This is a genomic window from Variovorax sp. GW822-FHT04E09, from assembly GCF_058800845.1.
The window spans coordinates 269635-291389 of sequence record NZ_JBXAMR010000001.1 but is presented as its reverse complement, the minus strand read 5'-3'; the positions used below and the strand labels follow the sequence as shown (position 1 = coordinate 291389).

The 21755-nt window shown below is 67.0% G+C and carries 20 protein-coding genes; 10 read left to right on the top strand and 10 right to left on the bottom strand.

Annotated features, from left to right (window positions below):
- The first annotated feature begins 24 nt into the window (after positions 1–24).
- From AC1RL8_RS01400 to AC1RL8_RS01365, 8 genes are all read left to right on the top strand, one after another.
- The gene (locus AC1RL8_RS01400; RefSeq protein ID WP_354343614.1) at positions 25–405 is read left to right on the top strand and encodes a hypothetical protein; all 381 of its coding nucleotides are present in this window, start codon (positions 25–27) and stop codon (positions 403–405) included.
- Between the two features lie 167 nt (positions 406–572).
- Entirely contained in the window at positions 573–1580 is a 1008-nt protein-coding gene (locus AC1RL8_RS01395; RefSeq protein ID WP_062471528.1) for a D-2-hydroxyacid dehydrogenase family protein, read from the top strand.
- Positions 1581–1584: 4 nt separating this feature from the next.
- Entirely contained in the window at positions 1585–2745 is a 1161-nt protein-coding gene (locus tag AC1RL8_RS01390; protein ID WP_492685591.1) for an MFS transporter, read from the top strand.
- Between the two features lie 133 nt (positions 2746–2878).
- Positions 2879–4399, top strand: coding sequence for a 3-hydroxyacyl-CoA dehydrogenase (locus AC1RL8_RS01385; protein WP_070060543.1), 1521 nt, complete (start codon positions 2879–2881; stop codon positions 4397–4399).
- A 26-nt stretch (positions 4400–4425) separates the two neighbouring features.
- A complete protein-coding gene (locus AC1RL8_RS01380; RefSeq protein ID WP_070060542.1) occupies positions 4426–5205 on the top strand; it encodes an oxepin-CoA hydrolase, alternative type in 780 nt (259 codons plus the stop codon).
- A gap of 60 nt (positions 5206–5265) precedes the next feature.
- On the top strand, positions 5266–5985 hold the full coding sequence (locus AC1RL8_RS01375) for a Crp/Fnr family transcriptional regulator (protein WP_062471540.1): 720 nt from the start codon (positions 5266–5268) through the stop codon (positions 5983–5985).
- A gap of 12 nt (positions 5986–5997) precedes the next feature.
- The gene (locus tag AC1RL8_RS01370; RefSeq protein ID WP_492685588.1) at positions 5998–7104 is read left to right on the top strand and encodes a phosphotransferase; all 1107 of its coding nucleotides are present in this window, start codon (positions 5998–6000) and stop codon (positions 7102–7104) included.
- Between the two features lie 34 nt (positions 7105–7138).
- The gene (locus AC1RL8_RS01365) at positions 7139–8416 is read left to right on the top strand and encodes an acyl-CoA dehydrogenase family protein (protein WP_062471546.1); all 1278 of its coding nucleotides are present in this window, start codon (positions 7139–7141) and stop codon (positions 8414–8416) included.
- A gap of 102 nt (positions 8417–8518) precedes the next feature.
- On the opposite strand, the gene AC1RL8_RS01360 is transcribed toward AC1RL8_RS01365, so the two are convergent.
- The 5 genes from AC1RL8_RS01360 to AC1RL8_RS01340 all read right to left on the bottom strand — a co-directional run bounded on the left by AC1RL8_RS01360 (position 8519) and on the right by AC1RL8_RS01340 (position 14023).
- Entirely contained in the window at positions 8519–9013 is a 495-nt protein-coding gene (locus tag AC1RL8_RS01360; RefSeq protein ID WP_492685587.1) for a GNAT family N-acetyltransferase, read from the bottom strand.
- The gene (gene glmM / locus AC1RL8_RS01355; RefSeq protein ID WP_492685586.1) at positions 9010–10347 is read right to left on the bottom strand and encodes a phosphoglucosamine mutase; all 1338 of its coding nucleotides are present in this window, start codon (positions 10345–10347) and stop codon (positions 9010–9012) included. The genes AC1RL8_RS01360 and glmM overlap by 4 nt, the downstream gene beginning before the upstream one ends.
- Positions 10344–11156 carry a dihydropteroate synthase gene (gene folP / locus AC1RL8_RS01350; protein ID WP_492685585.1) on the bottom strand — a complete coding sequence of 271 codons (813 nt, stop codon included), beginning with the start codon at positions 11154–11156 and terminating at the stop codon, positions 10344–10346. The genes glmM and folP overlap by 4 nt, the downstream gene beginning before the upstream one ends.
- Before the next feature lie 115 nt (positions 11157–11271).
- A complete protein-coding gene (ftsH, locus tag AC1RL8_RS01345) occupies positions 11272–13188 on the bottom strand; it encodes an ATP-dependent zinc metalloprotease FtsH (protein WP_062471558.1) in 1917 nt (638 codons plus the stop codon).
- Between the two features lie 166 nt (positions 13189–13354).
- A complete protein-coding gene (locus AC1RL8_RS01340) occupies positions 13355–14023 on the bottom strand; it encodes an RlmE family RNA methyltransferase (protein ID WP_307583523.1) in 669 nt (222 codons plus the stop codon).
- 33 nt (positions 14024–14056) lie between these two features.
- Between AC1RL8_RS01340 and AC1RL8_RS01335 the strand changes: the two genes are divergently transcribed.
- Positions 14057–14536, top strand: a complete 480-nt coding sequence (locus AC1RL8_RS01335) for a YhbY family RNA-binding protein (RefSeq protein ID WP_062471564.1) — start codon at positions 14057–14059, stop codon at positions 14534–14536.
- A gap of 41 nt (positions 14537–14577) precedes the next feature.
- Complete coding sequence (locus tag AC1RL8_RS01330) at positions 14578–15297, top strand: glycosyltransferase (protein WP_167395020.1); 720 nt, start codon at positions 14578–14580, stop codon at positions 15295–15297.
- 37 nt (positions 15298–15334) lie between these two features.
- On the opposite strand, the gene AC1RL8_RS01325 is transcribed toward AC1RL8_RS01330, so the two are convergent.
- The 5 genes from AC1RL8_RS01325 to carA form a co-directional block, all read right to left on the bottom strand.
- Positions 15335–15757: a DUF4149 domain-containing protein gene (locus tag AC1RL8_RS01325; RefSeq protein ID WP_095745195.1), complete on the bottom strand. Its 423-nt coding sequence runs from the start codon at positions 15755–15757 to the stop codon at positions 15335–15337.
- A 5-nt stretch (positions 15758–15762) separates the two neighbouring features.
- The gene (gene greA / locus AC1RL8_RS01320) at positions 15763–16239 is read right to left on the bottom strand and encodes a transcription elongation factor GreA (RefSeq protein ID WP_056518766.1); all 477 of its coding nucleotides are present in this window, start codon (positions 16237–16239) and stop codon (positions 15763–15765) included.
- Between the two features lie 66 nt (positions 16240–16305).
- Positions 16306–17175, bottom strand: coding sequence for a Kdo hydroxylase KdoO (gene kdoO / locus AC1RL8_RS01315; RefSeq protein ID WP_095947722.1), 870 nt, complete (start codon positions 17173–17175; stop codon positions 16306–16308).
- Between the two features lie 12 nt (positions 17176–17187).
- A complete protein-coding gene (carB, locus tag AC1RL8_RS01310) occupies positions 17188–20436 on the bottom strand; it encodes a carbamoyl-phosphate synthase large subunit (protein WP_095745193.1) in 3249 nt (1082 codons plus the stop codon).
- Positions 20429–21613, bottom strand: a complete 1185-nt coding sequence (gene carA, locus AC1RL8_RS01305; RefSeq protein WP_492685584.1) for a glutamine-hydrolyzing carbamoyl-phosphate synthase small subunit — start codon at positions 21611–21613, stop codon at positions 20429–20431. Before carA ends, carB begins: the two co-directional genes overlap by 8 nt.
- Positions 21614–21755: the final 142 nt, after the last annotated feature.

Sequence of the window (21755 nt, the reverse complement as noted above, 5' to 3'; positions counted from 1 at the left end):
ACCTCATACTTTTTTGGAGTTCACATGGGAATCGCCCTCCTCGCCATCGCCGACCTCTGGTCGCCCCTGCAATCGCTGGCCACCCGCTGGATGCCCGCCCGCCGTCCCTCGCATGGTGAGAGCGGCGATGCAGCCGCTGGCCTGCGCTACGTGGCCATTCGCCCGGCCTGCACGGCGCGCACCGCTGGCAGCCCGGCGCCGACCGCGTCACCGTCCGCCGCCACGCCCGCCCGCCCGCTGCGCGTGGTCCGCGTGGTCGACCGGCAAGGCTCGCAGCGCGGCTGCGCCAACCGGGTCGTGATTTCCGGCCGCATGGCCGACGTGTGCGCCGAACTCGACCGGCTCGCCGCACTGGAAGCCGCGGAAACCGGGAGCGGCACGCCCCGCCCCAGCCACCTGCACTGAGAAAGTGCCAACGAACCCGCCGTGCCTGCGCACTCTGTGCGCCCCTCATGCGCACGGCGGATTCACTGGAATCGGCCTGAAACGGGCCTTCCGGCCGCCATCCGGCGCCGGGTATCCAAACGTTCACACGTGCGACGTGCCGATGCTGCGAGGCACAATGGCATGCCATGAACATTGTGATCCTCGACGACTACCAGGACGCCGTGCGCAAGCTGCAGTGCGCTGCCAAGCTGGACGCTTACGCCGCCAAGGTCTACACCAACACGGTCAAGGGCATCGGCCAACTGTCGGTTCGCCTCAAGGATGCGGACGTCATCGTGCTCATCCGCGAGCGCAGCCAGATCTCCCGCCAGCTCATCGAGAAGCTGCCCAAGCTCAAGCTGATTTCCCAGACCGGTCGCGTCGGCGGCCACATCGACGTCACGGCCTGCACCGAACGCGGTGTGGCGGTGGCCGAGGGCTCGGGCTCGCCGCAGGCGCCCGCCGAACTCACCTGGGCGCTGATCATGGCGGCCATGCGCCGCCTGCCGCAGTACATCAGCAACCTCAAGCACGGGGCCTGGCAGCAGTCGGGCCTCAAGTCGGCGTCGATGCCGCCGAATTTCGGCGTGGGCTCGGTGCTCAAGGGCAAGACGCTGTGCATCTGGGGCTATGGCCGCATCGGCCAGCTGGTGGCGCGCTACGGGCAGGCCTTCGGCATGCAGGTCGTAATCTGGGGCCGCGAGGCCAGCTGCGCCAAGGCGCGCTCCGACGGCTTCCAGGTGGCACAGAACCGCCACGAATTCTTTGCCGCCGCCGACGTGCTGTCGGTGCACCTGCGGCTCAACGAGGACACCCAGGGCCTCGTCAAGCTCGAAGACCTCTCGCGCATGAAGCCGACGGCGCTGTTCGTCAACACCTCGCGCGCCGAGCTGGTGGAGGCCGATGCCTTGCTGGCTGCGCTCAACCGCGGCCGCCCCGGGCTGGCGGCCATCGACGTGTTCGAGAGCGAACCGCCGCTGCAGGGCCATGCGCTGCTGCGGCTCGAGAACTGCATCTGCACGCCGCACATCGGCTACGTCGAGCAGGAAAGCTACGAAAGCTACTTCGGCCAGGCGTTCGACAACGTCGTGAGCTTCATCAAGGGCAACCCCACGAACATCGTGAACCCCGGCGCGCTGCAGGTCCGGCGGTGAGCGCATGAGCCGGCCCGCGCCGCAGCGAGGCGCGCTCTGGGCGCTGCTGGCCGGCAATTTCGTGATCGGCACGGGCGTGATGGTCGTGCCGGGCACCCTCAATGAGATCAGCGCCTCGCTGGCGGTCCAAGTCGCCACCGCAGGCCAGCTGATCAGCGCAGCCGCCTTCGTGATGTGCCTGGGCGCCCCGCTGCTGGCCGCCGCGGTCGCCGGCTGGGACCGCCGCAAGCTGCTGGCCCTCACTCTGCTCTGGTACGCCGCGTGGCACGTGGTCGCGGCGCTCGTGCCCAGCTTCGGCGCGTTGCTGCCGGTGCGCATGCTGACGGTGATCGCGCCCGCCATCTTCACGCCCCAGGCTGCGGCCTGCGCCGGCATGCTGGTGCCGCCCGAGCAGCGCGGGCGCGCCGTCACCTTCGTCTTTCTCGGCTGGTCGGTGGCCTCGGTGCTGGGCCTGCCGATCGGTGCGCTGATCGGTGGCCACCTGGGCTGGCGCATGGCCTTCATGGCCATCGCGGCGCTCAGCGTCGTGAGCGCCGCCTCGGTCTGGCTCACGCTGCCCAGCGGCATCCGGCCCGCCGCGCTCACGGCCGCCGCCTGGTCGCGCGTGCTGCGCAGCCCGGTACTGATGGGCATCGTGTCGGTCACGGCGCTGCAGGGCGTCGGCCAGTTCGTGCTGTTCAGCTATTTCGGCCCGCTGCTCAAGCAGGGCTTCGGCGCCGACGCCAATACGCTGAGCCTGATGTGGGCGCTGTTCGGCGCCTTCGGCCTGCTGGGCAACATGGTGGTGAGCCGCTACATCGACCGCGTCGGCGCCGGGCGCATGGTGCTGCTGACGACCGGGCTGATCGCGCTGAGCCTGCTGCTGTGGCCGCTGGCCAGCACGCTGGCGTGGCTGGCGGTGGTGCTCGTGCCCTGGGGCCTGGGCTGCTTTGCCACCAACTCCTCGCAGCAGGCGCGCCTCGTGGGGCTGGCGCCCGCCCTGGCGCCGGGCTCGGTGGCGCTCAACAGCTCGGGCATCTACATCGGCCAGGCCTTAGGCGCAGCACTCGGCGGCTGGCTGCTGGCGAACGACGCCACCGAGTGGATGAGCCGGGTCGGTTTTGCACTGATGCTGCTGGCCATGGGCCTGAGCTTCGCCATCGACCGCAGCCGCCGCCCGGCCTGAATCCGATGCCCCGCGTAACACCCGGGGCGCGGGCCTCCCGCGAGATTGCAAAATCGGAGCTTTCGTCCGCGTCGCGCACCCGCGCCGGCGCGGCCGCCCCGGACACCCACCAACCCATGAGAACCTTGATCCCATGACAGTGAACTACCCCCGAATCGGCGTGATCGGCGCCGGCGCCATGGGGCGCGGCATCGCGCAGATCGCCGCCCAGGCCGGCAGCGAAGTGCTGCTGCTCGACAGCTTCGCAGGCGCCGCCGAGCGTGGCCGCGAAGCCCTCGCCGCCCAATGGAACAAGCTGCACGAGAAGGGCAAGATCGACGCCCCCACGCGCGACGCCTACGTGGCGCGCGTGAAGGCGGTCGACGGCATGCAGGCGCTCGCAGGCTGCGACCTCGTGGTCGAGGCCGTGGTCGAGAACCTCGAGGTCAAGCGCACGCTGTTTCGCGAGCTCGAGGACGTGGTCGCGCCCACGGCCACGCTGGTCACCAACACCTCGTCGCTGTCGGTCACGGCCATCGCGGCCGGCCTGCAGCACCCCGCGCGCTTCGCGGGCTTCCACTTCTTCAACCCCGTGCCGCTGATGAAGGTGGTCGAGGTGGTGGCGGGCTTCAAGACCTCGCCCGAGGTCTGCCAGAAGCTGGCCGGCTACGCCACACAGATGGGCCACAGCGCCGTGCAGGCGCAGGACACGCCCGGCTTCATCGTCAACCACGCGGGCCGCGGCTACGGCACCGAGGCGCTGCGCATCGTCGGCGAAGGCGTGGCGGACTTCGCCACCATCGACCGCATCCTGAAGGACCAGGCAGGCTTTCGCCTCGGCCCCTTCGAGCTGCTCGACCTCACGGCGCTCGACGTGTCGCACCCGGTGATGGAGTCGATCTACCACCAGTACTTCGAAGAGCCGCGCTTCCGCCCGAGCGTGATCACCGCGCAGCGCCTGGCCGCCGGCGCACTCGGCCGCAAGACTGGCGAAGGCTTCTACCGCTATGAAGACGGCGTGATGCAGCAAACGCCCGAAGCGCCGGCGCCGGTGATCGAAGGCACGCCCGCGGTCTGGGTGTCGCCGCGCGCCGCGCGCCGCGCCGAGCTGCTGCGCCTGGTGAACACGCTGGGTGCGCAGATCGACAGCGGCAGCGCCCCCGCACCGCAGTCGATCATCCTGGTCGCGCCGCTGGGCTTCGACGTGACGACGGTCGCGGCGGTCGAGCGGTTGGACGCCACGCGCACCGTCGGCATCGACATGCTGATCGACGACGCCGCCACCAAGCGCCGCGTGCTCGCCACCAACCCGGCCACGCGCCGCGACGTGCGCGACGCCGCGCACGCCCTCTTCGCGCGCGACGGCAAGGCCGTGAGCGTGATCCGCGACAGCGGCGGCTTCGTCACGCAGCGCGTGATCGGCGCCATCGTCAACATCGCCGCCGACATGTGCCAGCAGCGCGTGTGCACGCCGGCCGACCTCGAGACCGCCGTGCAGCTGGGCCTGGGCTACCCGCGCGGCCCGCTCGCCATGGGCAACCTCTACGGGCCGACCAACATGCTCGAAGTGCTGTTCAACCTGCAGACCGTGTACGGCGACCCGCGCTATCGCCCGAGCCCGTGGCTACGCCGCCGCGGCGCGCTGGGCCTGAGCCTGCTGCACGAAGAAGAATAAATAACGAACGAACAGGCACACACGCCATGACCGCCGAACTCAAGAGCACCAGCGAAGGCAGCACCATGGTGCTGACCATCGTCAACCCGACCCAGCGCAATGCACTGGGCCCTGAGATCTATGCCGCCGGCATCGAGGCGCTGAACGGCGCCGAGAGCAGCGACGAGATCCGCAGCGTCGTCATCGTGGGCGAAGGCGCCTGGTTCTGCGCCGGCGGCTCGCTGCAGCGGCTGCTGGCCAACCGCCAGCTCGACCGCTCGGTGCAGGCCGAGAGCATCGAGGGCCTGCACAACTGGATCGACTCGATCCGCACCTTCCCCAAGCCGGTGATCGCGGCCGTCGAGGGCGCGGCGGCCGGCGCTGGCTTCTCGCTCGCGCTGGCCTGCGACTTCGTCGTGGCCGCGCGCGACGCCGTGTTCGCGGCCTCGTACAGCAACGTGGCGCTGTCGCCCGACGGTGGCCTCAGCTGGCACCTCGGGCAGGCGCTGCCGCGCCAGCTGGCGAGCGAATGGCTGATGAACGGCGAGCGCATCGAGGCCGCGCGCCTGCATGCCTTCGGCCTCGTCAACGAGCTCACCGACAGCGGACAGGCGCTGGCCGGCGCGATGGCCCTGGCCACGCGTCTGAACGCGCGTGCGCCGAATTCGCTGGCCAGCATCAAGGAGCTGCTGAGCGACGCGCGCGGCGCCACACTGGCGTCGCAGCTATCGCAGGAGCGCGATCATTTCGTGCGCAACCTGCACCACGCGAACGCGGGCATCGGCATCGCCGCGTTCCTCGACAAGACACCACCACGCTACGAGTGACGCCTGACGGCGTCGCTCCCGAGACACCCCACAGCTTTTCAGTCGCCGAGAGGACAGACCATGGACGACCCCATTCTTACCATCGAAGAACGTGAAGCGATCAACAGTGGTCGCTGGTTTTCTTCCCTATCTCCATCGCTACGGCACGACATCCTCCGATGCGCCTTTGTCAAACGCTACAAGGACGGCGACCTGCTCGCCGCGCGCGGCGACCCGCCCGAGCACTGGATCGCCTGTGCCAAGGGGGCGTTGCGCGTGAGCTCGACCGCGGTGTCGGGCAAGCAGGTGACGCTGACCTACGTCGAGCCAGGCATCTGGTTCGGCGACGTGGCGATGTTCGACGGGGAGCGGCGTACGCACGACACGTACTCGCACGGCGACACCACCGTGCTGTGCGTGGCGCGGGCCGATTTCCAGAAGATCCTGGCCACGCACGTCGAGCTGTACGAAGCGCTGATGCGGCTGCAGGCGCGCCGCATCCGCACGCTGTTCGGGCTGGTGGAAGACCTCAACACCCTGCCCTTGCGCGCACGCCTGGCCAAGCAGCTCATCCACCTGGTGCGCAGCTACGGCGTGCCCAACCTGGACGACGGCAGCCAGACGCGCATCGGCCTGCAACTGGCGCAGGAAGAACTCGCGCAATTGCTCGGCGCCTCGCGCCAGCGGGTCAACCAGGAACTCAAGACGATGGAGCGCGAGGGCACCATCCGGATCGAGCCGGCCGGACTGGTCGTGCTGGACCGCTCGGCGCTGATGCACATCTCTGAAGCAGACAACTAAAAAAGATTCGACATGAGCCAGGACTTCTCCAGTTTCATCGGCACCCGCGCGGTGTCCCAACAGCACACCTTCGACGTGGACGCGCTCGCGGCCTGGCTCGAAAAGAACCTCGAGGGCTTCCAGGGTCCGCTGACGGTCGAGATGTTCAAGGGCGGACAGTCGAACCCGACCTACAAGCTCGTCACGCCCACGCAGAGCTACGTGATGCGCGCCAAGCCCGGCCCGGTCGCCAAGCTGCTGCCCTCGGCCCATGCGGTCGAGCGCGAATACAAGGTGATGCGCGGCCTGCAGGGCACCGACGTGCCCGTGCCGCGCATGCACTGCCTGTGCGAAGACGAGTCCATCATCGGGCGCGCCTTCTACATCATGGAGTTCATGCAGGGCCGCGTGCTGTGGGACCAGTCGCTGCCCGGCTTCAGCAACGCCGAACGCGCGGCCTACTACGACGAGATGAACCGCGTCATCGCGGCACTGCACACGGTCGATTTCGCCGCCCGCGGCCTGGGCGACTACGGCAAGCCCGGCAATTATTTCGAGCGCCAGATCGGCCGCTGGAGCAAGCAGTACAAGGCCTCGGCCGATGGTGCCGGCGAACTGTCGCAGCCCATCGACGCCATGGAACGCCTGATCGACTGGCTCCCCGCCCACATGCCGGCAAGCGCACGTGACGAGACCAAGGTCTCGATCGTGCATGGCGACTACCGCCTGGACAACGTGATGTTCCATGCCACCGAGCCGCGCATCATCGCGGTGCTCGACTGGGAGCTCTCCACGCTGGGCCACCCGCTGGCCGACTTCAGCTACCACTGCATGTCGTGGCACATGCCCCCCACCACCGGCCGCGGCATCGGCGGCGTGGACGTGGCGGCGCTGGGCATTCCCACCGAGAGCGAATACATCGCCCGCTATTGCGAGCGCACGCGCATCAGCACGCCCGAGGCGCTGGCGCCCGACTGGAATTTCTACCAGGCCTACAACCTGTTTCGCATGGCCGCCATCCTGCAGGGCATTGCGAAACGCGTCGAAGCCGGTACTGCATCGAGCGAGCAAGCCGTGGCGTCCGCCCGTGGCGCACGGCCGATGGCCGAGATGGCCTGGCAATTTGCCCAAAAGGCATAGCCAGCCCTCCCCCTTAACCCCACCAGGAGACAGCATGGATTTCGAATATTCGGCCAAAACCAAGGAGCTTCAGAAGCGCGTTCTCGCCTTCATGGAAGACCACATCTACCCGGCCGAAGCCGAGTACAGCGCCGAACTGGCCGCCAACACGGTCGCCGGCAAGCGCTGGAGCGCCCTGCAGACCGTCGAGAAGCTCAAGGCCAAGGCCAAGGCCCAAGGCCTGTGGAACCTGTTCCTGCCAGTCGACAGCGCCTCGGCCTCGGGCTATGAGGGTGCGGGCCTGACCAATCAAGAATACGCCCCGCTGGCCGAGATCATGGGCCGGGTGCCATGGGCCTCCGAAGCCTTCAACTGCTCGGCGCCCGACACCGGCAACATGGAAACCATCGCCCGCTACGGCTCGGAAGAGATCAAGGCGCGCTGGCTCAAGCCGCTGCTCGAAGGCCAGATCCGCTCGGCCTTCGCGATGACCGAACCCGACGTCGCCTCCAGCGATGCCACCAACATCGCCACCCGCATCGAGCGCCAGGGCGACGAGTACGTCATCAACGGCCACAAGTGGTGGATCTCCGGTGCCGCCGACCCGCGCTGCGCCGTGTTCGTCACCATGGGCAAGACCGACCCCGAAGCGCCCAAGCACTCGCAGCAAAGCATGGTCATCGTGCCGGCCGATGCCAAGGGCATCCGCATCGTGCGCCCGCTGAACGTGATGGGCTACGACGACGCGCCGCACGGCCACGTCGAGATGTACTTCGAGAACGTGCGCGTGCCCGTGGGCAACATCCTGCTGGGCGAAGGCCGCGGCTTCGAGATCGCCCAGGGTCGCCTTGGCCCCGGACGCATCCACCACTGCATGCGCCTGATCGGCCTGGCCGAGCGCGCGCTCGAGCTGATGTGCAAGCGCGCCTCGTCGCGCGTGGCCTTCGGCAAGACCGTCGCCTCGCAGACCGTCACGCAGGAACGCATCGCCGAAGCGCGCTGCAAGATCGACATGGCCCGCCTGCTCACGCTGAAGGCCGCCTGGCTGATGGACGTGGCCGGCAACAAGGTCGCGCGCACCGAGATCGCCATGATCAAGGTGGTGGCGCCCACCATGGCCTGCCAGGTCATCGACTGGGCCATGCAGGTCCACGGCGGCGGCGGCATGTGCGACGACTTCCCGCTGGCCTCGGCCTATGCGCAGGCGCGCACGCTGCGCTTTGCCGACGGTCCGGACGAAGTGCACCGCAACGCGATCGCCAAGTGGGAGCTGGGCAAGTACGCCGCCGACAAGTCGGGCGCCACTGCCGACGCGCCTGTCACGCGCTTCTGATCCCGAAAAAAAGAAAGGGCGCGATCGCCGCGCCCTTCTCTTTCTAATCTGGCCATGCCGCCTACGCCTTGCGTCGGCGGCATTTTCATTGGCCTGGTTCAGTCAGAGCTTCTTCTGCAGGAAGACAGCGTGGCCGAATTCCGGATCGAGCTGGTAGCTGACGAAGCCTTCGCGCTCGTAGCTGCGCAGCGCGGGCGCATTGCCCGACAGCACCTCGAGCGTGAGCTTGCAGGCCCTGCGCCGGCGGGCTTCCTGCTCGACCTGCGCAAACATCTGCTGCGCCACGCGCTGGCCGCGGTGGCTGGCGCGCACGACCACGTCGTGCACGTTGACCAGCGGCTGGCAGGCGAAGGTCGAAAAGCCCTCGATGCAGTTGATCAGGCCCACGGGCGTTTCGCCGTCGAAGGCGAGCACGCTGAACGCCTGCGGACGCGCCGCCAGCGCGGCGGGCAGGCCTTCGCGCACCGACGCGGGCAACGGCGTGCCGCCGCCGGCGGGGTCGCGCGCGTAGCTGTCGAGCAGTTCGACCACGGCCGCAGCCTGCAGCGGATCGCGGTAGTCGGCCAGGCGGGTTTCGATGCGGCCCGTCGTCGTCATGCGGCGGGCTTGAGCGTGGCCGCGAGGCGCTCGGCGCAAGACTGCGATTGCTTCGGATCGCGCGCCTCGACCATCACGCGCACCAGCGGCTCGGTGCCACTCGCACGGATCAGCACGCGGCCCGCATCGCCCAGCTCGGCTTCGATGCGCTTCGTTTCGCTGGCGAGCGCTGTGTTGCTCTTCCAGTCCTGGTCGGGTGCGAGGCGCACGTTGATCAGCGTCTGCGGGAACAGCGTCACGCCTTCGAGCAGCTGCGCCACCGTCTTGCCGCTGCGCACGCAGGCCTGCAGCACCTGCAGCGCGCTGACGATGCCGTCGCCCGTGGTGTGGCGGTCGAGTGCCAGCAGGTGGCCTGAGCCTTCGCCGCCGAGCAGCCAGCCGCGCTTGTCGAGTTCTTCGAGCACGTAGCGGTCGCCGACCTTGGCGCGCACGAACTCGATGTCCTGTGCACGCAGGGCCATCTCGACGGCCTTGTTGGTCATGAGCGTGCCGACCACGCCCGCCGGCTTCTCGCCGCGCGCGATGCGTTCGGCCACCATCAGGTACAGCAGCTCGTCGCCGTTGAACAGGCGGCCGGTGGCATCGACCAGCTGCAGTCGGTCGGCGTCGCCGTCCAGGGCAATGCCGTAGTCGGCCTTCTGCGCCGTCACGGTGGCGACCAGTGCCTCGGGGTGCGTGGCGCCGAAGCCCTTGTTGATGTTGAGCCCGTCGGGCGCGCAGCCGATGCTGGTGACGTCCGCGCCCAGTTCGTGGAACACGTTCGGCGCCACCTGGTAGGCCGCGCCGTGGGCCGCATCGACCACCAGCTTCATGCCGCGCAGCGACAGGTCGTTGGCGAAGGTGCTCTTGCAGAACTCGATGTAGCGGCCGTCCGCGTCGTTGAGGCGGCGGGCCTTGCCCAGGTTGGCCGAATCCACCCAGACAGGCTCTTCTTCGAGCGCGGCCTCGACGGCCAGCTCCCAGGCGTCGTCGAGCTTGGTGCCCTGCGCGCTGAAGAACTTGATGCCGTTGTCGGGAAAGGCGTTATGGCTGGCGCTGATCACCACGCCCAGGCTGGCGCGCTGGGCGCGCGTGAGGTACGCCACGCCAGGCGTGGGCAGCGGGCCGAGCAGCACCACATCGACGCCGGCGGAGTTGAAGCCCGACTCGAGCGCCGACTCGAGCATGTAGCCCGAGATGCGGGTGTCCTTGCCGATCAGCACCGTGGGACGGGCATGGGTTTTCTTGAGCACGCGGCCGACGGCGTGTGCGAGGCGCAGCACGAAATCGGGGGTGATGGGCGATTGGCCGACCGTGCCGCGAATGCCGTCGGTGCCGAAATACTTACGGGTCATGTTGTTGCTCTTTGAAGGTGTTCTTGCGGTGCTTCCGCGCGCATGGCACGCCATACGGCGAGGGCGGCGACGGTGTCGCGCACGTCGTGCACCCGCACGACCGCTGCGCCCCGGTCCACTGCCAGCACGGCGGCTGCCACGCTGGGCACGGTACGCCCGGATGCATTGTCGATGCCGGTGACAGCCCCGATGGAGGACTTGCGGGACCAACCTAGCAACAAGGGGTAACCGGTTGCCAACAATTCCCGCTGTCGACCGAGGAGCGCGAAGTTCTGCGCCACGCTCTTGCCGAAACCGACGCCCGGATCGAGCGTGATGCGCGCAGGGTCGATGCCCAGCGCCGTCAGGGGCGCCAGTTGCGCGTCCCAGAAAGCCAGCACTTCGGGAATCACGTCGCCCTGCATCGGCAGCGCCTGCATGGTCTGCGGGTCGCGGTGCATGTGCATCAGGCAGATGCCGCAGGTCGGGTGCGCCGCCACGGCCTCGCGCGCGCCGGGTTGGCGCAGCGCCCAGATGTCGTTGACGATGTCCGCGCCCAGGTCGAGCACGGCGCGCATCACCTCGGGCTTGTAGGTGTCGATCGACAGCGGCACGTTCAGCTTCACGGCCTCGCGCACCACGGGCAGCACGCGCGCCATCTCGGCGTCGAGCGGCACGGCGGGGCTGCCGGGGCGGGTCGATTCACCGCCGATGTCGAGGATGTCGGCGCCCTCCTTCAGCAACTGCTCGCAGTGCTTCAGCGCGGTCTCGGTCGACGCGTGCGTGCCGCCATCGGAGAAGGAATCGGGCGTGACGTTGACGATGCCCATCACGCACGGCTGCGCGAGATCAATCCTGAAACGCGAGGTCTGCCAAACCGCACCATCTGGCTCACCATGGAAAACGGGGCCAGGGGCCCCGTTGTTGCTTGATTTCAAGCCCACCTCAAGCGGCGGTCGGCGCCGGATCAGGATTGACGGCCGGCGTGCCACCACTGCCGCCGCTGCCCGAAGGCGGAATGCGCGGCGTCCAGTCCTTGGGCGGACGCGGTGCACGGCCGGCCATGATGTCGTCGAGCTGTTCGCTGTCGATGGTTTCCCATTCGAGCAGCGCCTTGGCCATGGCGTGCATCTTGTCGCTGTTCTCTTCGATGAGGCGGCGCGCCAGGGCGTACTGCTCGTCGATGATGCGGCGCACCTCGCCATCGACCTTTTCCATGGTCTGTTCGCTCATGTTCGTGGTCTTGGTGACCGAGCGGCCCAGGAACACTTCGCCTTCGTTCTCGGCGTAGACCATCGGGCCCAGCGCGTCGGTCATGCCGTAGCGCGTGACCATGTCGCGGGCGATGGAGGTCGCGCGCTCGAAGTCGTTGCTGGCGCCGGTGGTCATCTGGTGCATGAACACTTCTTCGGCGATGCGGCCACCGAACAGCATGCTGATCTGGTTCAGCATGTACTCGCGGTCGTAGCTGTAGCGGTCCTGCGACGGCAGGCTCATGGTCACGCCGAGGGCGCGGCCACGCGGAATGATCGTGACCTTGTGGACCGGGTCGCACTTGGGCAGCAGCTTGCCGATGAGGGCGTGGCCGGACTCGTGGTAGGCCGTGTTGCGGCGCTCTTCCTCGGGCATGACCATGCTCTTGCGCTCGGGGCCCATGAAGATCTTGTCCTTGGCCTTCTCGAAGTCCTGCATCTCGACCACGCGCGCATTGCGGCGGGCGGCCATCAGGGCGGCTTCGTTGCACAGGTTGGCCAGGTCGGCACCCGACATGCCGGGCGTGCCGCGGGCGATCACGCTCGGGTTCACGTCCTGGCCCAGCGGGACCTTGCGCATGTGGACGGCCAGGATCTGCTCGCGGCCGCGGATGTCGGGCAGCGTGACGTACACCTGACGGTCGAAACGGCCCGGACGCAGCAGAGCAGCGTCGAGGATGTCGGGGCGGTTGGTGGCAGCCACCACGATCACGCCGAGGTTGGTTTCGAAGCCGTCCATCTCGACCAGCATCTGGTTGAGGGTTTGTTCGCGCTCGTCGTTGCCGCCGCCGAGGCCGGCGCCGCGCTGGCGACCCACCGCATCGATTTCATCGATGAAGATGATGCAGGGCGCGTTCTTCTTGGCGTTCTCGAACATGTCGCGCACACGTGCCGCGCCCACGCCGACGAACATTTCAACGAAGTCGGAACCCGAGATCGAGAAGAACGGCACCTTGGCTTCGCCGGCGATCGACTTGGCCAGCAGCGTCTTGCCGGTGCCCGGGGGGCCGACCAGCAGCAGGCCGCGCGGAATGCGGCCGCCGAGTTTCTGGAAGCGTTGCGGGTCTTTCAGGAAGTCGACGACTTCACGGACTTCTTCTTTTGCCTCGTCGCAGCCTGCGACGTCGGCGAAGGTCACCGTGTTGTTGTTCTCGTCCATCATGCGGGCCTTGCTCTTGCCGAAGCTGAACGCCCCGCCCTTGCCGCCGCCCTGCATCTGGCGCATGAAGTAGATCCACACCCCGATCAACAGCAGCATCGGGCCCCAGCTGACCAGCAGGGTCATGAGGAGCGAGCCCTCTTCGCGCGGCTTGACGTCGAACTTGACGTTGTGGTCGATCAGGTCGCCCACGAGGCCGCGGTCCAGGACCGTGGCGGTCGTGCGGATCTTGCGATCGTCGTTGGTGACGGCGACGATCTCGCCGCCGCCGGCGCCTTCAGGAATGATGGCGCTCTTGATCTGGTTGTTGCGGACCTGGTCCAGGAACTCGGAATAGCTCACCGTTCCCGAGCCGACGCCACCGCGGGTGTCGAACTGCTTGAACACAGTGAACAACACCATGGCAATGACGAGCCATACGGCAACTTTGGAAAACCACTGATTGTTCAAACGAAGCTCCAGTCGAAAGCGCGTGACGGGAATATGAAATACGCGCTGAGGGTACGCAATTGCGCCCCATTTTAGGCTTTTCAAGCTGCGAAAAGCGGACATTTCCCTATAGCAGCCATAGGCTGACAAGGGTTTGCGCCCCTGGAGGGCACGCTGCGGCAAGGTATCAATGCGTATCGGATGCCTTCAATCCCCTGCCGATGAGGAAGGTCTCGGCCGATTTGTCGCGCGATGCCTTGGGCTTGAGCGGCTTCACGACGCGGAAATTGGCCTTGAACATCTTGACCAATTCGTCGTACCCGCTGCCATGGAAGACCTTGGCCACCAATGCCCCTTCGGGCTTCATGTGGTTCTGGGCGAAGTCGATGGCCAGCTCGATCAGGTGCTCGACCCGGGCGGCGTCGGCCGAATGGATGCCCGACAAGTTGGGCGCCATGTCGGACACCACCAGGTCAGCCTTGCGGCCGTCCAGCACCGCCAGGAGCTGCGCCAGCAGCGCATCCTCGCGGAAATCGCCCTGCAGGAAGGTCACGCCTTCGATGGGCTCCATCGGCAGCAGGTCGAGCGAAATGATGGTGCCGTTGAGGTCGCCGACCGCCGCCCCGCCCGGCGACATGCGCCGCCGCAAGTACTGGCTCCAGGCGCCCGGGGTCGAGCCCAGGTCGACCACCAGCTGGCCGGGCTTGACCAGCCCGAGCGACTCGTCGATTTCCTTGAGCTTGTAAGCCGCGCGGGCGCGGTAGCCCTCTCTGGTCGCGAGCTTCACGTAGGGGTCGTTGATGTGGTCGTGAAGCCACGCCTTGTTGACTTTTTTGCTTTTGGCTTTGGTGCTCATGAGGGTGTTCGTGTACGCGTCGATAATACGGGGATGCCCGCCATTCAACTTACCCCTGCCGAGCGCAAGGTGCACCGCGCCGAAGCTCACCACCTGGATCCGATCGTCATGGTCGGTGGAGACGGGCTCACCCCTGCCGTGAAAAAGGAGGCCGACGCGGCCCTGAAGGCCCATGGCCTGATCAAGGTGCGCGTCTTCTCCGACGACCGCCTCGCCCGCGACGCCATGCTCCAGGAGCTCGCCGACGAGCTCGACGCCGCCCCGATCCAGCACATCGGCAAGCTGCTCGTGCTGTGGCGCCCGAAGCCCGAAAAAGAGCGTGTCATCGACGAAGACCGCATGCCCGGCCCGCGCGACGTGAAGATCGTCAAGTACAGCAAGCGCGGCGGCCAGCGCCCCGAAATCAAGACCCTGCGCGTGCTCGGCAACCAGCGCCTCACCCCTGGCGGCACCATCAAGCGCGCCAAGGCCAAGCGTCCGCTGTCGGCCAAGAAACGCAACCAGGCGGACTGAACTTGGTGGCAGCGCAAGGCGCCCAGCGCCATATCCTCTGCATGAAGTGGGGCACCAAGTACGGCCCCGAGTACGTCAACCGGCTCTACGCCATGGTGCGCCGCCACCTCAGCGGCGACTTCAAGTTCGTCTGCCTGACCGACGACGGCAACGGCATCCGCCCCGAAGTGACGTGCCTGCCGATTCCGCCACTCAACCTCCAGCTGGCCCCGGGCCAGCGCGACGGCGCCTGGAAGAAGCTCACGACCTTCGAGCAGGACCTGCACGGCCTGCGCGGCACCGCCCTCTTCCTGGACGTCGACGTGGTGATCGTCGGCAGCCTGGACGCCTTCTTCGAGCAGCCCGGCGAATTCCTGATCATTCACGACTACGCCCGCCCTTGGCGGCGCGAGCGGATCACGGGCAATTCATCGGTCTACCGCTTCGAGCTGGGCGCCCATGCCGACGTGCTGGCGTACTTCCGCGCCAACATGGACAAGGTGCAGGCCGAGTACCGCAACGAGCAGGCCTACCTGTCGGATGTGCTGCACAAGCAAGGAAAGCTGGCCTACTGGCCGGCCGCCTGGTGCCCGAGCTTCAAGTACCACGGCATCCCGACCTGGCCCACCAACTACTGGGAAGAGCCCTTCGTGCCCGAAGGCGCCCGCGTGATGGTGTTCCACGGCGAGTGCAACCCGCCCGATGCGCTGGCGGGACGGCGCAACCGCGCCTTCCGCTACATCCGGCCGGCGAGCTGGGTCGCCAAGCACTGGAAAGAGTAAAGCCGGAGGCGGCGGCGATCCGTGTCGCCGCCCCGGTTCAGCGTGGCGCCCGAGCGGCGGCGCCCATGCGCCACAGCAACGTGCCGGCGCACGCCCACTGAACGAAGTACATGCCCGTGCCCACGGCGTGCCACAGCTTGAGGTTGTCGCGCGCCACGATGCGCGGCGCCACGGCGTACTGCTGCAACAGCGCCAGCAGCAGCGCCGCCAGCACCAGGAAGATCGCAGTCAACACCGGCCCGGTCATGCCGTCGTCGGCCTTCTGGCGGAAATGGATCAGCAGGATCAGCCCGCAGCCGATGGCGATCCAGCTCTGCGCCTCGAACAGCTGGGCAGCGAAATTGCCCGCCACCGCCGGGTTGCCGAGCCGGGCGAACAGCATCGGCACCACCAGGAAGCCGATGGTGCTGAGGCTGCCCCACCAGAGGGCCGCCAGCATCAGCGCGACGCGGTCTTTCATCCGGCTCAGAGGTAGCGGACCGCCACGATCTCGTAGCGCTTGAGGCCGCCCGGCGCCTGCACTTCGGCCGTGTCGCCCTCTTCCTTGCCGATCAGCGCGCGCGCGATCGGGCTGGAGATGTTGATCAGGCCAAGCTTCAGGTCGGCTTCGTCTTCGCCCACGATCTGGTACTTGACGGCATCGCCCGACTCTTCTTCTTCGAGTTCGACGGTCGAGCCGAACACCACCTTGCCACCGGCATCGAGCTCGCTCGGGTCGATGATCTGCGCGGCCGAGAGCTTGCCTTCGACTTCCTGGATGCGGCCTTCGATGAAGCCCTGGCGGTCCTTGGCGACTTCGTATTCGGCGTTTTCGCTCAGGTCGCCCTGGGCACGCGCCTCGGAAATGGCGTTGATGACCCAGGGACGGTCGACCGTCTTGAGCTGGTGCAGTTCGGCGCGCAGTTTTTCAGCGCCGCGCTTGGTGATCGGAATGGTGGCCATGTTGTTGGTTCTCCATAAAGCGAAACCGCCGAACGCTGCCGTTCGGCGGTCGATTGAGGGAATTGATCAGACGAGTGTGCGTCCGGTCAGCCGGCTCAGGATGGCGAGCGGGCTCGATTCGGGATTGTATTGCTTCGATGCGGCCAGATGAAGGGTCTGCTCGAGCATGTACTGGCCCGCCATGACGGCGTGCGAGGTCTGGTCCGAGAAGCACACCCACACCGAACCGGGCGGGAATTTCGCCGTTTCCTGCGGCGAGTTTTCCTGGTACGCCATGTCCGACTTCATGCCGTCGTGCAGCTGCAGCATCAGGTGGTCGTACTCGCTGCGGAACGACTTGGTGACGTGCAGCGCCTGCAGCAGCTTGGCCTGCCAGCGCGCATAGGGCTTGGCCCGCGGCAGGAAGCGCTTGGCGATGTCCTCGAAAGGCTCGCCCACACGCCACACGCGCGGTGCGCCGTCGGGGTTGACGTTGGTGAACACGCGCAGGATGCGCTCGCCGTAGTTGGGCCGCGACGGGAATGCATCGACGTGCAGGCGCCGGTCGTCGGCGCGCCACGACTGCACGCGCGTCTCGACCTGGGCCGGCCGGTAGCTGGTCGGCGCCAGGCGCAAGGCCGGCGTGTAGTGCGGCAGCAGCCCATGGATGAGCTGCTGCGCCTGCGTGCGAAAACGCTTCACCATCGCCGCCGCGGCACGCTGCACCGCCTCGTCACCGACGGCGCCCTTGAGCTTGCCGTGGGCGTCGAGGCTGATGTTGCGCACGTCGGGCGACAGCAGGCTGGGCGTCAGCAGGCTGCGCTCTTCAGGCAGCAGCTCGAAGCCCAGCCGCGGGAAGTACAGCACCTTGCCGGCTTCCAGTTCCGCAATCCACGCCTCGTTGGGCGTGGCCGCATTCCAGTCCGCGAGGTCCAGTTCGACCAGCTGCGTTTCCATGGCGGTGCCCGGTCAGGCGGCGGCCAGCTGCGCGTGCATCTCCTGCACCGAGATCACGCCCAGCTCGTCCATGAAGCCCATGCCTTCGACCGCGGCTTCGGCGCCGAAGATCGTGGTGAAGGTGGTCACGCGCGCCAGCAGTGCCGAGGTGCGGATCTGGCGCGAGTCGGTGATCGCGTTGCGGCGCTCTTCCACCGTGTTGATGACCAAGGCAATCTCGTTGTTCTTGATCATGTCCACGATGTGCGGGCGGCCTTCGGTCACCTTGTTGACCGTCTCGCAGGCGATGCCGGCGGCGCTGATGGCCGCGGCGGTGCCCTTGGTGGCGACCAGTTCGAAGCCCAGCTTGGCCAGGCCGCGCGCCACTTCGACGGCGCGCGCCTTGTCGTTGTTCTTCACCGAGATGAAGGCCTTGCCCGACTTGGGCAACAGCGTACCCGCGCCCAGCTGCGACTTCACGAAGGCTTCGCCGAAGGTCTTGCCCACGCCCATGACTTCGCCGGTCGACTTCATCTCGGGGCCGAGGATGGTGTCAACGCCCGGGAACTTGACGAACGGGAACACGGCCTCCTTCACGCTGAAGTACGGCGGCGTCACTTCCTTGGTCACGCCCTGCGACGCGAGCGACTGGCCGGCCATGCAGCGTGCCGCCACCTTGGCCAGCTGGATGCCCGTGGCCTTGCTCACGTAAGGCACGGTGCGCGAGGCACGCGGGTTCACTTCGAGCACGTAGATGACGTCCTTGCCGTCCTTCTGCTGGATGGCGAACTGCACGTTCATCAGGCCGACCACGTTCAGCGCCTTGGCCATGGCAGCGCTCTGGCGCTTCAGCTCGGCCACCGTGTCGGCGTTCAGGCTGTAGGGCGGCAGCGAGCAGGCGGAGTCGCCCGAGTGCACGCCGGCCTGTTCGATGTGTTCCATCACGCCGCCGATCAACGTGCCGCCTTCGGCGTCGCGGATGCAGTCGACGTCGCATTCGACAGCGTCGTTCAGGAAGCGGTCGAGCAGCACCGGCGAGTCATTGCTGACCTTCACGGCCTCGCGCATGTAGCGCTCGAGGTCGCGCTGCTCGTGCACGATTTCCATCGCGCGGCCGCCGAGCACGTAGCTCGGGCGCACCACCAGCGGGTAGCCCAGGGCCGCAGCCTTTTCGAGCGCTTCGGGTTCGGTGCGCGCGGTGGCGTTCGGCGGCTGGCGCAGGCCCAGCTCGTGCAGCAGCTTCTGGAAGCGCTCACGGTCTTCGGCCGCGTCGATCATGTCGGGCGAGGTGCCGATGATCGGCACGCCGTTGGCTTCGAGGTCGAGCGCGAGCTTCAACGGCGTCTGGCCGCCGTACTGCACGATCACGCCGAGCGGCTTTTCCTTGTCGACGATCTCGAGCACGTCTTCGAGCGTCAGCGGCTCGAAGTACAGGCGGTCCGAGGTGTCGTAGTCGGTCGACACGGTCTCGGGGTTGCAGTTGACCATGATGGTCTCGTAGCCGTCTTCGCGCATGGCGAGCGCGGCATGCACGCAGCAGTAGTCGAACTCGATGCCCTGGCCGATGCGGTTGGGACCGCCGCCGAGCACCATGATCTTCTTCTTGTCGGTCGGGTCGGCCTCGCACTCGTCCTCGTAGGTCGAGTACATGTAGGCGGTGTTGGTCGCGAACTCGGCTGCGCAGGTGTCCACGCGCTTGTAGACCGGGCGCACGCCCAGGGCGCGGCGCTTCTCGCGGATGGCCGTGTCGGTGGTCTTGAGCTGCTTGGCCAGGCGACGGTCGGAGAAGCCCTTCTTCTTGAGCGCCAGCAGCGTGTCCTTGTCGATGTCGTCGAGCGACTTGGTTTCCAGTTCGAGTTCGATCTTCACGATCTCTTCGATCTGCACCAGGAACCACGGGTCGATCTTGGTCAGCGCGAACACTTCATCCACGCTCAGGCCCATGGCGAAGGCATCGCCCACGTACCAGATGCGCTCGGGACCGGGCTCGCCCAATTCCTTTTCGAGCACTTCGCGGTCCTGCGTCTTCTCGTTCAGGCCATCGACGCCCACTTCGAGGCCGCGCAGGGCCTTCTGGAACGATTCCTGGAAGGTGCGGCCCATGGCCATCACCTCGCCCACCGACTTCATCTGCGTCGTGAGACGCGAGTCGGCCTGCGGGAATTTTTCGAAAGCGAAACGCGGGATCTTGGTGACCACGTAGTCGATCGACGGTTCGAATGACGCAGGCGTGGCACCGCCGGTGATTTCGTTGCGCAGCTCGTCGAGCGTGTAGCCCACGGCCAGCTTGGCCGCGACCTTGGCGATCGGGAAGCCCGTGGCCTTGGAGGCCAGCGCCGAGGAGCGCGACACGCGCGGGTTCATCTCGATGACGACCATGCGGCCGTCCTTCGGGTTGATGGAGAACTGCACGTTCGAGCCGCCGGTGTCCACGCCGATCTCGCGCAGCACGGCCAGCGAGGCGTTGCGCAGGATCTGGTATTCCTTGTCGGACAGCGTCTGCGCGGGTGCCACGGTGATCGAGTCGCCGGTGTGCACGCCCATCGGGTCGAGGTTTTCGATCGAGCAGACGATGATGCAGTTGTCGGCCTTGTCGCGCACGACTTCCATCTCGTACTCTTTCCAGCCGAGCAGCGACTCTTCGATCAGCAGCTCGTTGGTCGGCGAGGCTTCGATGCCGCGCTTGCAGATGGTCTCGAACTCTTCCGGGTTGTAGGCGATGCCGCCGCCGGTGCCGCCCAGCGTGAAGCTGGGGCGGATGACGACCGGGAAGCCGACCGTCTTCTGCACGGCCCACGCCTCGTCGAGCGTGTGGGCGATGCCCGAACGCGCCGAGCCCAGGCCGATCTTGGTCATCGCGTCCTTGAACTTCAGGCGGTCCTCGGCCTTGTCGATGGCTTCGGGCGTGGCGCCGATCAGCTCGATCGGGCGGTTGGTGGCCGTGCCGGTGTACTTGTCGAGCACGCCGTTGCGCCACAGGTCGAGCGCGCAGTTCAGCGCGGTCTGGCCGCCCATGGTCGGCAGGATCGCGTCGGGGCGTTCCTTGGCGATGATCTTTTCAACCGTCTGCCAGGTGATGGGCTCGATGTAGGTGACGTCGGCCGTGGCCGGGTCGGTCATGATCGTCGCGGGATTGCTGTTGATCAGGATGACCTTGTAGCCCTCTTCGCGCAGCGCCTTGCAGGCTTGCACGCCGGAGTAGTCGAACTCGCAGGCCTGGCCGATGATGATCGGGCCGGCGCCGATGATGAGGATCGATTTGAGGTCGGTGCGCTTAGGCATTCTTGTGCTCCGTCTTGTGCTTTTCCATGAGTGCCGTGAAGCGATCGAACAGGTAGCCGATGTCGTGCGGGCCCGGCGAGGCTTCCGGGTGGCCCTGGAAGCAGAACGCGGGCTTGTCGGTGCGCGCCAGGCCCTGCAGCGTGTTGTCGAACAGGCTGATGTGGGTGGGACGCAGATTGGCCGGCAGCGACTTCTCGTCGACCGCGAAGCCGTGGTTCTGGCTGGTGATGCTCACGCGGCCGTTGTCCAGGTCCTTCACCGGATGGTTCGCGCCGTGGTGGCCGAACTTCATCTTGAAGGTCTTGGCGCCCGAGGCGAGCGCCATGATCTGGTGGCCCAGGCAGATGCCGAAGATGGGAATGCCGGTTTCGATCAGTTCCTTGACGGCGCTGATGGCGTAGTCGCAAGGCTCCGGGTCGCCGGGGCCGTTGGCCAGGAAGATGCCATCGGGCTTGAGCTTGAGCACGTCGGCCGCGGGCGTCTGCGCCGGCACCACGGTGATGCGCGCGCCGCGCTGCGCGATCATGCGCAGGATGTTCTTCTTGACGCCGTAGTCGAACGCGACCACGTGGAACTGCGGCGTGATCTGCACGCCGTAGCCCGCGCCGAGCTTCCACTCGGTCTCGGTCCATTCGTAGGTCTGCTTGACCGACACCACCTTGGCCAGGTCGAGGCCAGCCATGCTGGGCGCGGCCTTGGCGGCGGCGATGGCCTTGTCGATCAGCGCCTGCGTCACGGTCTCGCCCGCGGCCAGGCCCAGGATGCAGCCGTTCTGCGCGCCGTGAGTGCGCAGGTGGCGTGTGAGCTTGCGGGTGTCGATGTTCGCAATGGCCACCGTGTTGCCGGACACGAGGTACTCGGTCAGCGTGGCGGTCTTGCGGAAGTTGGACGCGACGAGGGGCAGGTCCTTGATGATCAGGCCCGCGGCATGGATCTTGTCGGCTTCGATGTCCTCGCCGTTGACACCATAGTTGCCGATGTGCGGATACGTCAGGGTGACGATCTGCTGGCAGTAGCTGGGGTCGGTGAGGATTTCCTGGTAACCGGTCATCGCGGTGTTGAACACCACTTCACCGGTCGTGGAGCCGGCGGCTCCGATCGAGTTGCCGAGAAAGACCGTGCCGTCTGCGAGCGCCAGGATGGCGGGCGGGAAACTTCCCTTGAGAGACAAAAGCACTGGGTTCTCCGGATGGTTACGGTCGCCCGGAGCCCCAGGCGCGTTGCCTGCGGACTGCTGCTTAAGGGGATTTTGGCGTTGAAGGCGGCCGGGCGACGCTGATTTGCGAGTAAGCCCCCGATTGTAGCCCGGACTGGGTGTG

What these genes read in the sequence shown, in the direction of transcription:
- greA (WP_056518766.1), bottom strand. Translation starts at nt 16,239, where the DNA reads ATGGCCACCATTCCGATCACCAAGCGCGGCGCTGAAAAACTGCGCGCC.
- AC1RL8_RS01330 (WP_167395020.1), top strand. Translation starts at nt 14,578, where the DNA reads ATGAAGTGGGGCACCAAGTACGGCCCCGAGTACGTCAACCGGCTCTAC.
- AC1RL8_RS01365 (WP_062471546.1), top strand. Translation starts at nt 7,139, where the DNA reads ATGGATTTCGAATATTCGGCCAAAACCAAGGAGCTTCAGAAGCGCGTT.
- glmM (WP_492685586.1), bottom strand. Translation starts at nt 10,347, where the DNA reads ATGACCCGTAAGTATTTCGGCACCGACGGCATTCGCGGCACGGTCGGC.
- AC1RL8_RS01335 (WP_062471564.1), top strand. Translation starts at nt 14,057, where the DNA reads ATGCCCGCCATTCAACTTACCCCTGCCGAGCGCAAGGTGCACCGCGCC.
- AC1RL8_RS01325 (WP_095745195.1), bottom strand. Translation starts at nt 15,757, where the DNA reads ATGAAAGACCGCGTCGCGCTGATGCTGGCGGCCCTCTGGTGGGGCAGC.
- kdoO (WP_095947722.1), bottom strand. Translation starts at nt 17,175, where the DNA reads ATGGAAACGCAGCTGGTCGAACTGGACCTCGCGGACTGGAATGCGGCC.
- AC1RL8_RS01360 (WP_492685587.1), bottom strand. Translation starts at nt 9,013, where the DNA reads ATGACGACGACGGGCCGCATCGAAACCCGCCTGGCCGACTACCGCGAT.
- AC1RL8_RS01375 (WP_062471540.1), top strand. Translation starts at nt 5,266, where the DNA reads ATGGACGACCCCATTCTTACCATCGAAGAACGTGAAGCGATCAACAGT.
- AC1RL8_RS01395 (WP_062471528.1), top strand. Translation starts at nt 573, where the DNA reads ATGAACATTGTGATCCTCGACGACTACCAGGACGCCGTGCGCAAGCTG.
- AC1RL8_RS01380 (WP_070060542.1), top strand. Translation starts at nt 4,426, where the DNA reads ATGACCGCCGAACTCAAGAGCACCAGCGAAGGCAGCACCATGGTGCTG.
- AC1RL8_RS01390 (WP_492685591.1), top strand. Translation starts at nt 1,585, where the DNA reads ATGAGCCGGCCCGCGCCGCAGCGAGGCGCGCTCTGGGCGCTGCTGGCC.
- AC1RL8_RS01400 (WP_354343614.1), top strand. Translation starts at nt 25, where the DNA reads ATGGGAATCGCCCTCCTCGCCATCGCCGACCTCTGGTCGCCCCTGCAA.
- folP (WP_492685585.1), bottom strand. Translation starts at nt 11,156, where the DNA reads ATGGGCATCGTCAACGTCACGCCCGATTCCTTCTCCGATGGCGGCACG.
- AC1RL8_RS01370 (WP_492685588.1), top strand. Translation starts at nt 5,998, where the DNA reads ATGAGCCAGGACTTCTCCAGTTTCATCGGCACCCGCGCGGTGTCCCAA.
- carB (WP_095745193.1), bottom strand. Translation starts at nt 20,436, where the DNA reads ATGCCTAAGCGCACCGACCTCAAATCGATCCTCATCATCGGCGCCGGC.
- AC1RL8_RS01340 (WP_307583523.1), bottom strand. Translation starts at nt 14,023, where the DNA reads ATGAGCACCAAAGCCAAAAGCAAAAAAGTCAACAAGGCGTGGCTTCAC.
- AC1RL8_RS01385 (WP_070060543.1), top strand. Translation starts at nt 2,879, where the DNA reads ATGACAGTGAACTACCCCCGAATCGGCGTGATCGGCGCCGGCGCCATG.